Genomic DNA, 13,880 nt, shown 5'->3' on the forward strand with positions numbered 1-13,880 from the left:
CCGAGTACAATTCCGGCTGGCTTTTCCTTGTTTTCGGCTGTGCAGCTTCGGTGCAAAAAATCAGTGCAAAGAACGGGTAAAGCGCCGCCAAGACTTAGACCAACTAAAGCTGGGTTTTACGTCGTTGAGCCGCTTGACCGGCAATGCCACCGGCCCCTGAGCAACTTGGATTTGGTCTTGGACGGGTAAACGCTCAGAAAGCTTGGGCTGCGGCAAGATGGCCCCCGCCAACAGCAAGCGGTGCAGCGTGACGCGCAGCTCCCGCTCGCTGTAAAAAAGCTGCCCCGTCAACTCTGCCGCGCTGATTCCACAGCCCAAGTACGGCTGAATTTGTTGCCATTTGTCTTGGAGGGTGTCACTTTGAATCAGAGCAGTCGGAGGCTTATCCAAGCAAGCGTCCACAAACTTGTCGTGTGGACGGGGCAGCTCGCACTCAGGAATCATGGTGTCTTGCGCGGCCTGGGTTAAGAGTTGAGCCAGATCCATATCGAGCCAGAAGTCACACTCGCTCCTGAGCTTGCGGTTGTCGAATTCGAACTTGCCGTTGTACTGACTGATGAGCGTGTAAATGATTTCCCGCACCCGCATTTGTTCCTGAATACGGAATCCATCGGCGTGAAGGGTTCTGAGTTTTCCTTTGACCAAATACATTTCCAGCGTCCGGCCCTGATACGCTTTAACGAGTGAAAGAGTGCCTGTTTGATTGTTGACGAAGTTGACTAGATCTATAAATGCATACTGCTCAAGTTGGCCCCAAAGTGTCATCTGTTCTCCGCGAGTTTGTTCACTGATCAGCTCGGATCAATGAACCTTGTACCCCCACTATGGTCTGGGCGCGATAACAAAATCCTGACAATTCCTGCGGATTTTTCGACAAACTGTGAATGCTTATGAGAAAAAAATCACACTAAGGTGCTCTGGGACGGCTGGTTGGCAATTTGGTTTTGCTGCCCAAGCACGGCGCTCCAAGGCCTAAGTGGGCAGCGCTTGAGGATGCTGAGTGGGTGGTGCTGGGCTTCGCTCAGGTAATGGGGCGAAATGCTGCTCTCAACGAACCGTTTAAGAAATTGAAGATTAGCTATGAAAAAGGGCCGACTCTTTACGATGTCGGCCCTTTTGAATTCGCTGAGGTGTTGTTACGCCTGCTGGTACATCACAGCCCGCTTGACTTCCTCGATCAGTTGGGTGATCGGGATGTCGCGGGGGCAGGCTTCGGTGCAGTTGTAAGCGGTGCGGCAGCGCCACACGCCGGTGTTTTGGTTCATGATATTCAGGCGCTGTTGGGTGGCGGCGTCGCGGGTGTCGAAGATGAAGCGGTGGGCCTGCACGATCGACGCTGGGCCGAGGTAGCTGCCGTTGACCCAGAAGATCGGGCAAGAGGTGGTGCAGCAGGCACACAGGATGCAGTTGGAGCTTTGATCCATCCGCTCGGCATCTTCGGGAGATTGCAACCTCTCGGCGGCGGGCGGCGCGTCGTCGTTGATGAAGTACGGCATGATCGAGCGGTAAGCGTCGAAGAACGGCTCCATATCCACCAAGAGGTCTTTTTCGACTTTGAGGCCGCGAATCGGCTCCGCCGTGATGGTGCCGCCGTCTTTGACGATGTCTTGCAGCAAGGTTTTGCAGGCAAGGCGGTTGCGTCCGTTGATCAGCATGGCGTCGCTGCCGCAGATGCCGTGGGCGCAGGAACGCCGGAAGGTCACGGTGGGGTCGATGTACCATTTGACGTGGTTGATCACGTCGAGTACGCGGTCGCCGGGGCTGGCTTCGACCTGATAGGTTTCCCAATGCTGCTTTTTATCTTTTTCCGGATCAAAACGCAGGATTTTGACATTGATGTTCATTGATTGACTCCGTGAATGCTCAGAAGGTGCGCGGCTTGGGCGGGAACTTGAGATCGCCCGGCGCGGTCGGCGTGTAGGTGTTCACCGTTTCGTATCCGCGCTCGCCCTTAAAGACCACCGGCTTGTAGCCGATTCTGACAGAACCGGGGCGGCTGAAATCCTTGTAGGCCATCGAGTGCTTGAGCCAGTTCACGTCGTCGCGGGTGTGAAAGTCCTCCCGGTCATGTGCGCCGCGCGACTCGGTGCGGTTAAGGGCGCTGTGGGTCATGGCCTCGGCGCAGTCGAGCATGAAGCCGAGTTCGATGGCCTCGATCAGCTCGGAGTTAAAGCGCTGCGAGGGGTCTTGCACCCCGACGTGCTGATAGCGTGCCCGCAAATCATGCAAGATTTCCACTTGTTTTTCCATGTCGGGGCCGTTACGGAAAATCCCGACATTGTTCATCATGGTTTCTTGCAACTCTTTGCGAATGCGGGCGGCGTTCTCCGAGCCGTCGGCACTCTTCAGGCGCTCGATGAGGGCCAGCGACTCGGTTTCCGGCGCTTCCGGCATCTCGGCCAGCTCGGCGTGGCGTGCGTACTTGGCGGCGTTGACGCCCGAGCGCCGTCCAAAGACGATCAAGTCGCCCAGTGAGTTGGTGCCGAGGCGGTTCGCGCCGTGCAGTGACACGCAGGCCTGCTCGCCCGCCGCATAAAGGCCTTCGATCAAGTTGCCGTCGTCGTCGGCAATGCACTCGCCGTCGATGGTGGTGGGGATGCCGCCCATGGCGTAATGGGCGGTGGGTTGAATCGGCACCAGATCCTTGACCGGGTCGAGGCCCAGATAGGTGCGCGACAAATCGGTGATCTCGCTGAGCTTGTTTTCGATCACGTCTCTGGGCAAGTGGGTCAAATCGATGTTCACGGCGTCTTTGTCGGGGCCGACACCGCGCCCTTCGCGGATTTCGGTGTAGATGCTGCGCGACACGATATCGCGCGGCGCGAGGTCTTTGAGGGTCGGGGCGTAGCGTTCCATGAAGCGCTCGCCGTCTTTGTTGCGCAGGATGCCGCCCTCGCCGCGAATGCCCTCAGTCACCAGAATGCCGAGCTTGGTCAGGCCGGTCGGGTGAAACTGATAAAACTCCATGTCTTCTAGGGGCAGGCCCTTGCGGTAATAAATGCTCATCAAATCGCCGGTCAGCGTCAGGGCGTTGGAGGTGATCTTAAAGATGCGCCCGTAGCCGCCCGCCGCCATAATCACCGCTTTGGCATGAAAGGTGTGGATTTCACCGGTGGAGAGCTCATAAGCCACCACGCCCGAGCAGCGGCCGTTTTCGATAATCAAATCGAGCACGTGAAACTCGTTAAAAAAGGTGGTGCCTTCTTTGACGTTCTGCTGGTAAAGGGTTTGCAAGATCATGTGGCCGGTGCGGTCTTTGGCGTAGCAACTGCGCTCGACGGCCGCTTTGCCGAAGTCGCGGGTGTGACCGCCGAACTTGCGCTGGGCGATTTTGCCTTCCTCGGTGCGTGAAAACGGCAGGCCCATGTGTTCGAGTTCGTAAACCGCTTCGATCACGTCTTTGGCAAAAATCTCGGCAGCATCTTGGTCGGTGAGGTAATCGCCGCCCTTGATGGTGTCGTACATGTGCCATTCCCAGTGGTCTTCCTGGATGTTGCCCAGCGCCGCGCCCACGCCGCCCTGCGCCGCGCCGGTGTGCGAGCGGGTCGGGTAGAGCTTGGAAATACAGGCCACCGAGACATTGCCTTTCGCGGCGTAGAGCGCCGCCATTAAGCCGGCGCCGCCAGCGCCAACCACCAAAACGTCATAACGATGATGCATCTTTAGTCCTTATGTTGCAGGGGGAGCGCGGAGTACGGGGAAAACGAAAAGAGGGTCGGGCTTTTACCTATTTTGCTCTTTATTTTCCTGACGTTTGTCTGCCTTCCCACGGCTCTGGGCTTACTTCCCTAGGCTCACTGCTTTGAGCTTACGTCTCTCGGTTCAGGCCTCAGTTTGGGTTGAACGAAAACAAGCCCACCGTGCCCAGCGCAAAAATCATTGCCACCACCGTGAAGAAGCTGTTTCTGACCCAGGCGCGGTTGGGGCGGCTGCGGACGTAGTCGTCGATGCTGTAGCGTGCGCCGTTGACGCCGTGCAGCATGGTGAGGGCCAGCAGCAGCCAGTCGTAGAACTTCCAAGCTGGGTTGGAGAGTTTGTTGATGACTGCGTCAAAGGTGGCGTCGGATTCGCTGACCTGCACAAAAGTCATGTAAATGTGGCCCAACACCAAGAAAATCAAGATCAGGCCGCTGATCCGCATGAAAATCCACCAATTGAGCTCAGCGTTGGTGTGAGATTGTTGTTTGGCGTCTTGCATGGTGCGTGCGCGAATGGTCATTTCAGTTCCTTAATCATTTAGACGCCCGCCGCCACACGCGGCAAGACCTTAAAGGCCACGTAGATGGTCCAGACGACGCTGATGAGCAGCACGCCGTACCAGAGTTGGCGCTGATAAGCCACGCCTTTGCCGGTAAAGTCCATCACGATGATTCTCAGACCGTTCATGGCGTGGTACATGACGCCCGCCGCCACCAGAATCAGGGCCAGACGAAACAAGATAAAGTCGTACCCACCGTGAACAGCCATATAAATCTTCTCACCGAAGACAAACAAGCTGATGCTGATGACGTGGATCAAAAAATACGCCAGAATCGCCAAACCCGATAAGCGGTGAAGATAAAAGGCCCATTGGCCCTCTCTGCCTTTATACATAACGTCTTGCCTCCTTGAGCTGGCCCCACACGGAGCTTGGTGGCGGGCCGCACGCCTATCAGCTCATCACCTTATCAGCCAATCTTGCGCCGCGCTCCGAGTTGGCCGGCTGGTTGCCCCAAATGCGGCTGCGGCGGCTGGCCAAGCTGAAGTTCAGCTCAGTGCTGCGCCCTACTCAAACCTGCTCAGAATACCACCGCCTGACCTGCGGCGGCTGTTCTCAGGCTTACCGTTTTGGCCGCCAGGACGCCGTTTGTGTGCGGCTTAGTCGGCTGTGTTAGAGGGCTGCTGTGCCAAAGGGGTGCTGTGTTAGAGGGCTTCGACCAAAATCGGCTGAAAGCCCACCGCCACCCGCTCACCGGCCCGAATCAGGGTGATGGCTCCCTGCGGCACCGGCAACACCAGCAAGTCGCGCACGGCTGAGGCGCTCAGACCGGGCATCACGGCGCTGAGATCACCCTTGTAATCGTTTCTCAGCGTCACGCTGCGCCCCTTGACCTTGACGGTCAGCGGCTCGCCCCGGAACACCAGCAGGGCGTATTCGTCTCCATTGACCTCGGGCACACTCGACATATCAGCTTGGCCGATGATGGGAAGCGAGTGGAGCTGCAAGCTGAGGCGCACCAAGTCCAGCAGGGCTTCGCTGTGGGCGCGGCTGAGCTGCAAAAAGGTGCGAGCTTCAGCAAAAGCGCGGCTGAGCGCTTCGTCGTCGCCCTGCGCGGCGTAGGCCAGCAGGGTCTGTGCGCCCTGCCGGGCAAACGCCAGCAGCGTTTCGGGCGGCGCGGCGGCGTAGCGTGAAGCACTCTCGGCAGAGACTTTCTCGCCGCTGATGGGATTGCCACGCAGGCGCTGGGCTGAGGCGCGTGCCAGCCGGAGGTGAGCGTACGCCGTGCCGGGTTCGAGCAGCGCGGCGGTCAAGCGGGCTTCCACCGATAGCAAATACAAATCGCTGTGGGTCACCGGGCGCAGCTCCAAAGCCAAATCTTTGCCGATCAGCACCAAGCGCACCGGCTGGCCGCTGAAGTGACTGTCGACCTCGGGCCGCTGCGCCGACAAGCGCACGATATTCGCCGCGCCCTGAGTGGTGGCGTGGGCTTGCGCTGGCCCGCTGTGGGCGTCGGTTTCGTCGCTCAGTCGGATTTCCCAGCCGGATTGCCGCTCCGAATGGCCTGCTACAGAGGTGCCCAGCGAAAAGGGCGTCCAAGAGATGCTCTGCCCGCGCCAGGTCGTTTGCTGACCGCCGGGCAGGTGAATGGCCAGCGACAGCGCCAACGGGTCGGGTTCGGTCAAGCGCAAGGTGGCGCTTTGCGAGTACAGCAGGCCGTCCAGGAGCGGCCACTCCAGCCCCAGCCCGCCGCTGCTGCGCGGAATCACCGTCTCCAAAAACGTCAGCAGTCTGCTGGCCGCGCTGCGGATCGGTGGGCGCTCCGTGGCGCTGCGCGGCGCGTCGGGGCCACGTTTGAGAGCCGCGATCAGGGCCTTTTTGACTTCCTCGCTGAGCAGTTCTTGTTCGGCGGCCTGCACGTTGGCGTCGACGAGGTCGCCAGCAGCCGTGCGCGGAAAAGGCGTGTCGGCCAGTTGCGTCAGGGCCAAGCGGACTTGCAAGTAGCGTTTGGACAACTCACCGACCTGCACGCTGAGATGTTCGGCCAAGCGGCTCAGCACCTCAGCGGCAATTTCGGGATTGTGCAGCGAGGAAAAAGGATCGCGCAGCGGCGGCACGGCGGTGCCGGACGCGCCGCGCTCTAGGTTTTCGGTCAGCGCGTAAGCCAGCCGCAAGGTGGCCAGCCGAGGCTCTTTGAGCCACACGCGGGCTTGTTGCTGCGCCCGGCTGCGCAGCTCGGCGTGAAACAGTCCGGCCCGCAGGCCACTCAGCACGTCCCATTCGTTGCGGGTATTGGCTGCGTTGTCTGGCCCGCTCTGCGCCGCGTTCAAGCTGCTCAGCTGGTCTTTAAGGGGGCCGGACATTTCACCCAGTGCACCGAGTGGTGAGCCGCCCACGCCGAGTTCACCCAAGGAGAGTTCGACGAGTGCCCCAGCTTGCTCGCCGTGCAGCGCTTCACCCTCATGCGCTCCGCTGCCCAGAGGTTTGCCGTCGAGGTGCCTTCCTGCATTGCCTGCCTTCCCGCTTTGAGCGGCCTTGAGCAGGCGGTCTGCGGCCCGTACCCGCTTGTTCAGGGCCACGTCGAGCGAGCACCCCAGCAAATAATCGCGCAGCTCGGCCAGCGCCCGTTTGCCGCCCCGAGGCTCGCGGCCCCGCTGCAAGTCGGCGACTTTGTATTCGAAGAGTTCCACCAATTCTGGGTCGTGCGTCACGCTGCAAGTATAGATTGCAGATTGCTGCTCAGCGCTGCATGCCCACAAGCTGCGGGCGCGGCGCGTCGGGCGCTGCTTTCGGCGGAGAGCCGTTCACAAAATGGCCAGCGGCTAGCGGCATGTCAGTCCCGCGTGAGACTCCTTCCGTTATAACTGTGAAGATATGGCTGCCTCTTTTGTTCTCCGCCTCCCCATCAGCGCCGCTTACGCACTTGGGTACAGCCGATGAGCGCCCTCATCACGCCCCTGCTCTTGGTTGCTCTTTTCGTGGTGGCGTTCTTGCTGCTGATTCGCCCGGGTGAGCGGGTCACGGCGCTGATCTTGGCCGCCGTGTCGCTGGTGGCCGCCGTGCTGGTGCTGCTCAGCGGCAGCCTTGAGCGGGCACAGGGCCTGTTGGTGGCTGCACTGGCGCTCAGTGGCGGAGCACTGCTGAGCCTCGGCGGCGAGCGGGCTTTATCCAAGCCGGTCAGCGTCAACCGCACCGCCAAGCCGCGCAACCCCACCAACCCTACCCAGCGCACCCTGACCAAGTCGCCCACCGTCGTTGATCTCAAATTCGCCGACTACGACGTGCTTGACCGCATCGGTATCGGCGGAATGGGCAGCGTCTTCCGGGCCCGCCGCAAGCAAGACGGGCGCACGGTGGCGCTCAAAGTGCCGCAGGAAAAGTATTTGGCCGACGCCAAGTTCGTCAAGCGCTTTTACCGTGAAGCCGAAGTTCTCAAGCGGTTTAACCACCCCAATATCGTGCGGGTCTACGATTACCGCTCACAGGGTGACGAGTATTACATCGCCATGGAGTTTCTCGACGGTGACAGCTTGGAAGCGCTCCTGGAAAACAGGCAGCTGGCCTTTGGCGAAACGGTGCAGGTCATTCGCTCGCTGGCCGACGCGCTGCGTCACATTCACGCCCAGAACGTGGTTCACCGCGACATCAAGCCCGCCAACGTGATGGTGCTGCGCGGCGCACTGCAAGATGGCAAACTGCGCGAGGGCGGCGTCAAGCTGATGGATTTCGGCATTGCGGTGGGCAAAGTCTTGACCCGCCTGACCATGACCGGGGCGCGGGTCGGCACGCCCATTTATATGGCCCCCGAACAGGCCAAGGGCAACCGGGTCGACGCCCGCAGCGACGTGTACTCGCTGGGTCTGCTGGCTTACGAAATGGTCACAGGTCAGACCGCTTTCCGGGGCAGCTACGAAGCAGTAGTTCACCAGCAGATTTTCGAGTCGCCCAAACCGCCCAAACAGGTGCGCCTCGAAGTGCCGGGCAAGCTCAACGACCTGGTGCTGGGCATGATCGAAAAAGACCCGGCCCTGCGGCCCTCGCTCGACGAAGTGATCAGCCGCTTGGACGCGGGCGTGCTGAGCGACGAAACCTTCGACGACCCCTACGCGCTGGCCATGAGCGTGCAAGAAAAGCGCGGTACCCTGCGCCTGCTCGACCTCAAGGGCAAGTTGCGCCTGAGCCTGCGCGATACGGGCGCGGGCGTAGACGACGCCCTGCCCTCAGCCCCCAACGCGCTCGCCGCCGACGAGGACGGCAACATTTATCTGAGCTTGCCGGAATACCGCCAGGGCAAGAGCGGCGCACTGATCCGCAAGCTTTCGCCAGGGGGCCAAGAACTTCTGGCCTTCGGCGCTTACGGCCTCGGCGAGAGCGAACTGCTTCAGCCGATCAGCATGACGCTGTGCGGCGATTTGCTGTTCGTGCTCGACGGCGAGTCGCACCACGTGGTGGTTTTTGACAAAGAGGGCCGCTATCAACGCCGCTTTGGTGGGCGCGGGCAGGGGCTGGGGCGCTTCGAGAAGCCGCGCAGCATCGCCGCGACGCCGCAGGGCCACGTTTTTGTGCTCGACAGCGGCAACCGCGAAGTCCAGCGCTTCACGCCGCAGGGCGATTATGTTTCGCGCTACGCTTTCAGGATGGACCGCACCAGCGACGAACTGCGCCCGCTGCACGGCCTCGGGGTAGACGCACGCGGCACGGTTTACATCGTGGACGGGGTGGCCAGCAAAGTCCGCAAAATCGAAGCCGACGGCACGCCCGGCAACACCTTCTCGCTCGAATCGTTGGTGGGTGAATCGACCGACGCGCCTTGGCTGATGCAAGTCAGTTCAGAGGGCTACCTCTACGCCATCAAACAAGGCGGGCAAGTGCTCAGGATGTACAGCACGGTGGGCGACCTGCTGAGCAGCAACGACATGTACGCGCCGGTTCAGGCCATTGCGCTGGTCAACCGGCCACTGGCATAAAGAAATTCTGCGCCCGCTTTGCCGCAGCGCAGTCGATAGAGTTTTCACAACAAAAAGGGAAGCTGGCTCAAGTGGCCGCTTCCCTTTTTGTTGTGTGCTCTCACTTCAAAAGGCTCTCAAATAAAGAGTGGGGCTTCTGGGTCTTCGCTTCTGACGGTATCGCGGGGCGGCAGCGACAGCACCCAGGCGGCGAGGCCCACCCCGATCAGCACGCCCAGCGCCACCAACAACGCGGTGGTGTTCTGGTGTTCGCGGATGGCGGACTCCAATTCGGTTTCCAGTCGGATCATGCCTTTACCATACCAAAAAGCCTTTAAGAGAGGGTTTCAGCTTTCAATCATGGACGGGGGCAGGGTTCATTTAGGCGGGGGGTTTGCTGACCACATTCGCCAACGCCGAGCGCAGCACCGACACTGCCAAGTCGTACTCGGCCAAATCGAGCCGCTCCTGCGGGGTGTGGTCGAGGCCGCTGTCGCCGGGGCCGTAGGCGAGGGTGGGGACTGTCCACCGATGGGCGACCACGTTCATGTCGCTGGTGCCGGTTTTGAGCTTAAAGACCGGCGTGCCACCGTGCTGCCGAATGGCGATGCGCAGGGCGCGGGCCAGCGGCGTGTCGCGTCCGTAGCGCACGGCACTTTCGTCGCCGGTAAAGCTGAGGCCTAGCCCTGCCATACCGGCCAGCAGCGCCGTAATCTGCTCCCGCGCTTGGGTGGGCGAAAGGTGCAGCGGCAGCCGCAAGCCGTAACTGGCGCGGGCGACTTGCTCCATGCCGTCACTCTCAGAGCTGATGGTCTGAATGGTGGCCTGCACCCGCCCGAAGACGCCCTCCTCCGAAGCGTTCTCGGCCCACCGCCGCACCCGCTCCCAACTGGCCGCCAAGTCGTCGCCCGCGCTGGTGCCTTCGCCTGCCGTGTGAAAGTTGTCTTTGACGACCTGCACCTTGACGATCAAGCGGCCCTTGTAGCCCAGCGTGAGCCCTTCCCAGCCGCTCGGCTCACCGATCAAGACGAGGTCGGGAACGTACTGGGTCAGGGCAAACCGCGCTCCTTTGCTGCTGGGCACTTCTTCTTCGGTGGCCCCGACGCAAGTAAACGTGGCGGTGCTCAGCGCCTCTGCGGGCAAGGCCGCCACAGCCGCCACAAAAGTGCAAAAACTGCCCTTGGCGTCCACGCTGCCGCGCCCGTGCAGCACGCCGCTGTCGTCGACCCGCACTGGAATGTGGCCCGGCACGGTGTCGATGTGGCCGAGGAGCACCACCTGAATTGGCCCGTTGCCGCGCGTGCCTACCGCGTTGCCTGCCGCGTCCACTTGGGCTTCAAAGCCGTTGGCCTGCATCCAGCCGACCAAGAAATCGGCCACCTCGCTTTCATTCCCCGACACGGAGGCCCGCGACACAGCTCCGATCATCAGTTCTCGGGCGGCAGATGTTGGCCCGCTCAAGGGTTCAGTCACGGGTTGGCCCGCCTTGCCGCTCCGAAACCACCTGACCCAGCAGCGACAGCATTTTGAGCAGTTCGGCCATGACCAGCAGTCCCACTGCCGTCACGATGCCGATGGTCACCGTCCACAGCGCCGGAAGCTGGCTGCTCTTGCCTTGTTGCCACAGCACGTAGCCCATGCCCAGCGCACCGACCACCAACACCAGAGCCAAAATCCGCAGCGTCCAGCGCTGAGCGCCCAGTGAGCGGGCAGTGCGGGCGAGGCGGTTGACCTGCTCTGCCGCGTTGTCGCTCATGGGGGCGGACGTTTGCAGATCAGCCGCTGGAAGAGCGGCAGACACGGGAACCGCGCTGGCCGCTTTGGGCGCGGCGGCTTTTGGCGCGGCGCTGGATGAAGGAGCGGTGGGTGCAGAAGTGCTGGGCGGAGGTGTATGAGGCAGCGGGGCCGGTGAGAGCGGTTTGGCGGAGCTGGGTTGCTGCTCTGGGTTGAGTTTGTTCAGGGTAGAGGCGGCGTTGACGCTGATGGGCGGGCGGGCTTCGATCCGAATGGTGCTGGACGGTGGGGACACTGGAGGAGGTGCAGGGACTGGGGAAGGCGCAGCGCTGGGCGTGGCTGAGCCGCCAATCTTGACGACCTTGGCACCGCTGTTGGGCGTGGTTGATGCGGCTTGGCTTCCGTTATCTTGGCGCTCGCCCAACACAATCGGCTCTGGTCGCGGCGCAGTGTTGGGTACAGGGCTGGCGCTCGGCGCAGGTGTGGGCGAGGCAGGGGCAAACATCTTGCTGCCGGCGCTGGGCAGCGGCGAAGAGGGCTGCTGCTTGGCGCGGGCGGTGGTGTCGCGCACCGTTTGAAAAAAGCGCTGCACCCGGTTGGGATCAAAGCCCAGCAGCGAGGCGGTGATGCTGGTTCCGGCACTGGTTTCGACCCGCAAAGTGCCTTGATGATCCGAGTGAATCCGGCTGATGTCGCGCAGGGTGACTTGTTGCAGCGGGCTGCTGGCTTCAGCGCCGTGAAAGAGCAGCAACTGCGGGGTAAGGGCAAAAAACTGTTGTTCATGGTCGAGGCTGGCCAGCGGCGCATCCGTAATGCCCACCATTTTAAGCGCTCCCAAAATTCGGTCATTCATGGCAAAACTCCTTCAAATCGTCCTTAGCGTCAGCATACCCGACGTGCTGAGACGTTGGGTTGTTTTGCGGCTGGCCTGACCTCCCGGCGGCCGCATAAAGGCGACTGAAGCCAAGCTTCACCCGTCCGCAGCATCTTGCCGCCAGACTGAGCCATGACACAACATGGCAAATACGGTGACGCGCCGCTGGGCAAGAGTGACGAGGAGTTACGTGAAGAAGGAGCCGACGCGCTGACCAACAGCGAGCGCCGCAGAAACGCCGAAATGGGCAGCGACGAAAGCGTGCCAGTGCTGATTCCCATCGCGGGGACGTCCTCGCCTGCCGTCGTGGCCGCCGACGCGGTGTTGCCCGACGCGGAAGAGCGGCGCGAAGAATCGTAACCAGCCCAGCAACTTAAAGCGGCTCACTACTGGGGCCGCTTTTTGATAGCTTGAAGGTGAACGGCGTTCCGCGAGTTGCCCACGCTCATCCGTTTCACCACGCCGCAGTAGGCAGCGGAGGCGAAGTACCGTCCTGTCACCGGCTGGCAGCACCTTTGGGGCAAAAACGAATAAGTTCTAAAGTTCTCTGGGCCTGAAGGCCACCGCTTCGGCCAGGTGGACTTCGCGGATGTCCAAGCTGCCTGCCAAGTCTGCCACCGTGCGGGCGAGGCGCAGCACACGGTCATGGCCGCGCCCGGTCAAGCCGAGTTGCCGCGCCGCTGAAGCCATAAAAGCGGCTGGCCCGGCAGCGAGCGGAGCGTGTTGCCGCAGCGCTTGGCCGATCAGCAAGCTGTTGCGCTCGCCCTGCCGGGAGAGCATCACGTCGCGGGCGGCCTGGATGCGGCTGCGAACGGGAGCGCTGCTTTCCGGCGTACCAGCCCGGGTCAGTTCGTCGACCGTCAGCCTCGGCACACTGACGCGCAAATCCATGCGGTCAAGCAGCGGGCCGGAGAGCCGGGCAGCGTAGCGGTTGCGGGTCAGCGGCGTGCAGGTGCAGGCTTTTTCAGGGTCGCCAAAATGCCCGCAGGGGCAAGGATTCATAGCGGCAATGAGTTGGAACTTGGCCGGATAGCGCAAGCTGGCTCGCGCCCGACTGATCGTCACTTCGCCGTCTTCGAGTGGCTGGCGCAAAGTTTCGAGCGCTCTGCGTGAAAACTCCGGAAATTCATCCAAAAACAGCACACCCCTGTGCGCCAAGCTGACCTCGCCGGGCTTAGGAATGCTGCCGCCGCCAATCAGCCCCGCGTCCGAAACCGTGTGGTGAGGGCTGCGGTAGGGCGGAACCTGCATCAGGCCGCTGCGTTGGGTGGTCAGGCCCGCTGCAGAGTGAATCCGGGTCACTTCCAGCGCTTCGCTGCGGGTCAGCGCCGGAAGCAGCCCCGGAGCGCGGCGGGCCAGCATAGTTTTGCCGCTGCCGGGTGAGCCAACCAGTAAAAGGTTATGGCCGCCGGCCAGCGCGATCTCAAGCGCTCTGCGGGCTTGGCCCTGACCTTTGAGATCGGCCAAATCCAAAGGGGGCGGGCCGCTCTCGTCAGGTGCTTGGGCGGTGGCTGCCGTCAGCGGCGCTTGGCCCGACAGGTGTTGCAAAGCTTCCCGCAGGGTGCGGGCTGGAAAGACCTGCACCTCTTCAATCAGGGCCGCTTCGCCGGCATTGTGCTCGCCAATCAGCACGCTGTCGCCTAATTGAGCGGCCAACAGCGCCAAGTTGACGGCCCCGCCGATGCTGCGCACGCTGCCGTCAAGTGCCAGTTCTCCGGCCAGCAGCACGCCGCTGAGCGCTGCGGCAGGCAGCAATTCTTGGGCGGCCAGCAAGCCCAGCGCAATCGGCAGATCGTACATCGGGCCTTCTTTGCGCAAATCGGCGGGCGCGAGGTTGACGGTGATGCGGGCGGCTGGAAAAGGCAACTGGCTGTTGCGAATCGCTGCCCGAACCCGCTCACGCGCTTCGCTGACCGCTTGATCCGGTAGGCCCACGATGGTAAAAGCGGGCAATCCGGGCGATACGTCCACCTCCACTGTGACCAGCACAGCGTCCACACCAATCAGGGCGGCGCTGCGGACAGTGGCTAACACCGGGTCACGCCCCTGCGTCAGGCAGAACGTAGAGAGCAGTTAGGCAAGCAGAGCGACGACAGGTGAACACGGTGCTGACCTTAACGCCGCCCAT

The 13,880-nt window shown here is 61.7% G+C and carries 12 protein-coding genes; 2 read left to right on the forward strand and 10 right to left on the reverse strand.

The features are described 5' to 3' along the window. Positions 1-60 precede the first annotated feature (60 nt). The 6 genes from EHF33_RS12110 to EHF33_RS12135 form a co-directional block, all read right to left on the reverse strand. Positions 61-765 (reverse strand): DUF4388 domain-containing protein, encoded by a 705-nt coding sequence (locus tag EHF33_RS12110; protein WP_124871877.1) that lies wholly within the window; start codon positions 763-765, stop codon positions 61-63. Between the two features lie 371 nt (positions 766-1,136). After that, positions 1,137-1,844, reverse strand: coding sequence for a succinate dehydrogenase iron-sulfur subunit (locus tag EHF33_RS12115; protein WP_124871880.1), 708 nt, complete (start codon positions 1,842-1,844; stop codon positions 1,137-1,139). Positions 1,845-1,863: 19 nt separating this feature from the next. Continuing rightward, on the reverse strand, positions 1,864-3,660 hold the full coding sequence (gene sdhA, locus EHF33_RS12120; protein ID WP_124871883.1) for a succinate dehydrogenase flavoprotein subunit: 1,797 nt from the start codon (positions 3,658-3,660) through the stop codon (positions 1,864-1,866). A 169-nt stretch (positions 3,661-3,829) separates the two neighbouring features. Beyond that, a complete protein-coding gene (locus tag EHF33_RS12125; RefSeq protein ID WP_124871886.1) occupies positions 3,830-4,219 on the reverse strand; it encodes a succinate dehydrogenase hydrophobic membrane anchor subunit in 390 nt (129 codons plus the stop codon). Between the two features lie 17 nt (positions 4,220-4,236). After that, the gene (gene sdhC, locus EHF33_RS12130) at positions 4,237-4,593 is read right to left on the reverse strand and encodes a succinate dehydrogenase, cytochrome b556 subunit (protein WP_124871889.1); all 357 of its coding nucleotides are present in this window, start codon (positions 4,591-4,593) and stop codon (positions 4,237-4,239) included. Between the two features lie 309 nt (positions 4,594-4,902). Further along, positions 4,903-6,909 (reverse strand): hypothetical protein, encoded by a 2,007-nt coding sequence (locus tag EHF33_RS12135; protein WP_124871892.1) that lies wholly within the window; start codon positions 6,907-6,909, stop codon positions 4,903-4,905. Positions 6,910-7,134: 225 nt separating this feature from the next. On the opposite strand from EHF33_RS12135, the gene EHF33_RS12140 reads away from it, so the two are divergent. Further along, on the forward strand, positions 7,135-9,165 hold the full coding sequence (locus tag EHF33_RS12140) for a protein kinase domain-containing protein (protein ID WP_124871895.1): 2,031 nt from the start codon (positions 7,135-7,137) through the stop codon (positions 9,163-9,165). A 116-nt stretch (positions 9,166-9,281) separates the two neighbouring features. Here the strand turns inward: EHF33_RS12140 and EHF33_RS21120 are convergent, their stop codons facing one another. The 3 genes from EHF33_RS21120 to EHF33_RS12150 all read right to left on the reverse strand — a co-directional run bounded on the left by EHF33_RS21120 (position 9,282) and on the right by EHF33_RS12150 (position 11,731). After that, positions 9,282-9,455 carry a hypothetical protein gene (locus EHF33_RS21120; RefSeq protein WP_164473472.1) on the reverse strand — a complete coding sequence of 58 codons (174 nt, stop codon included), beginning with the start codon at positions 9,453-9,455 and terminating at the stop codon, positions 9,282-9,284. Positions 9,456-9,525: 70 nt separating this feature from the next. Next, positions 9,526-10,572 (reverse strand): [LysW]-lysine hydrolase, encoded by a 1,047-nt coding sequence (locus tag EHF33_RS12145; protein ID WP_241191325.1) that lies wholly within the window; start codon positions 10,570-10,572, stop codon positions 9,526-9,528. A gap of 37 nt (positions 10,573-10,609) precedes the next feature. Beyond that, positions 10,610-11,731 carry a hypothetical protein gene (locus tag EHF33_RS12150; RefSeq protein ID WP_124871901.1) on the reverse strand — a complete coding sequence of 374 codons (1,122 nt, stop codon included), beginning with the start codon at positions 11,729-11,731 and terminating at the stop codon, positions 10,610-10,612. 153 nt (positions 11,732-11,884) lie between these two features. On the opposite strand from EHF33_RS12150, the gene EHF33_RS12155 reads away from it, so the two are divergent. Then, complete coding sequence (locus tag EHF33_RS12155) at positions 11,885-12,112, forward strand: hypothetical protein (protein ID WP_124871904.1); 228 nt, start codon at positions 11,885-11,887, stop codon at positions 12,110-12,112. A gap of 177 nt (positions 12,113-12,289) precedes the next feature. Here EHF33_RS12155 and EHF33_RS12160 read toward each other — a convergent pair whose 3' ends face one another. After that, a complete protein-coding gene (locus EHF33_RS12160; RefSeq protein ID WP_124871907.1) occupies positions 12,290-13,786 on the reverse strand; it encodes a YifB family Mg chelatase-like AAA ATPase in 1,497 nt (498 codons plus the stop codon). Positions 13,787-13,880: the final 94 nt, after the last annotated feature.

It is taken from the genome of Deinococcus psychrotolerans, from assembly GCF_003860465.1.
Taxonomy (GTDB): Bacteria; Deinococcota; Deinococci; order Deinococcales; family Deinococcaceae; genus Deinococcus; species Deinococcus psychrotolerans.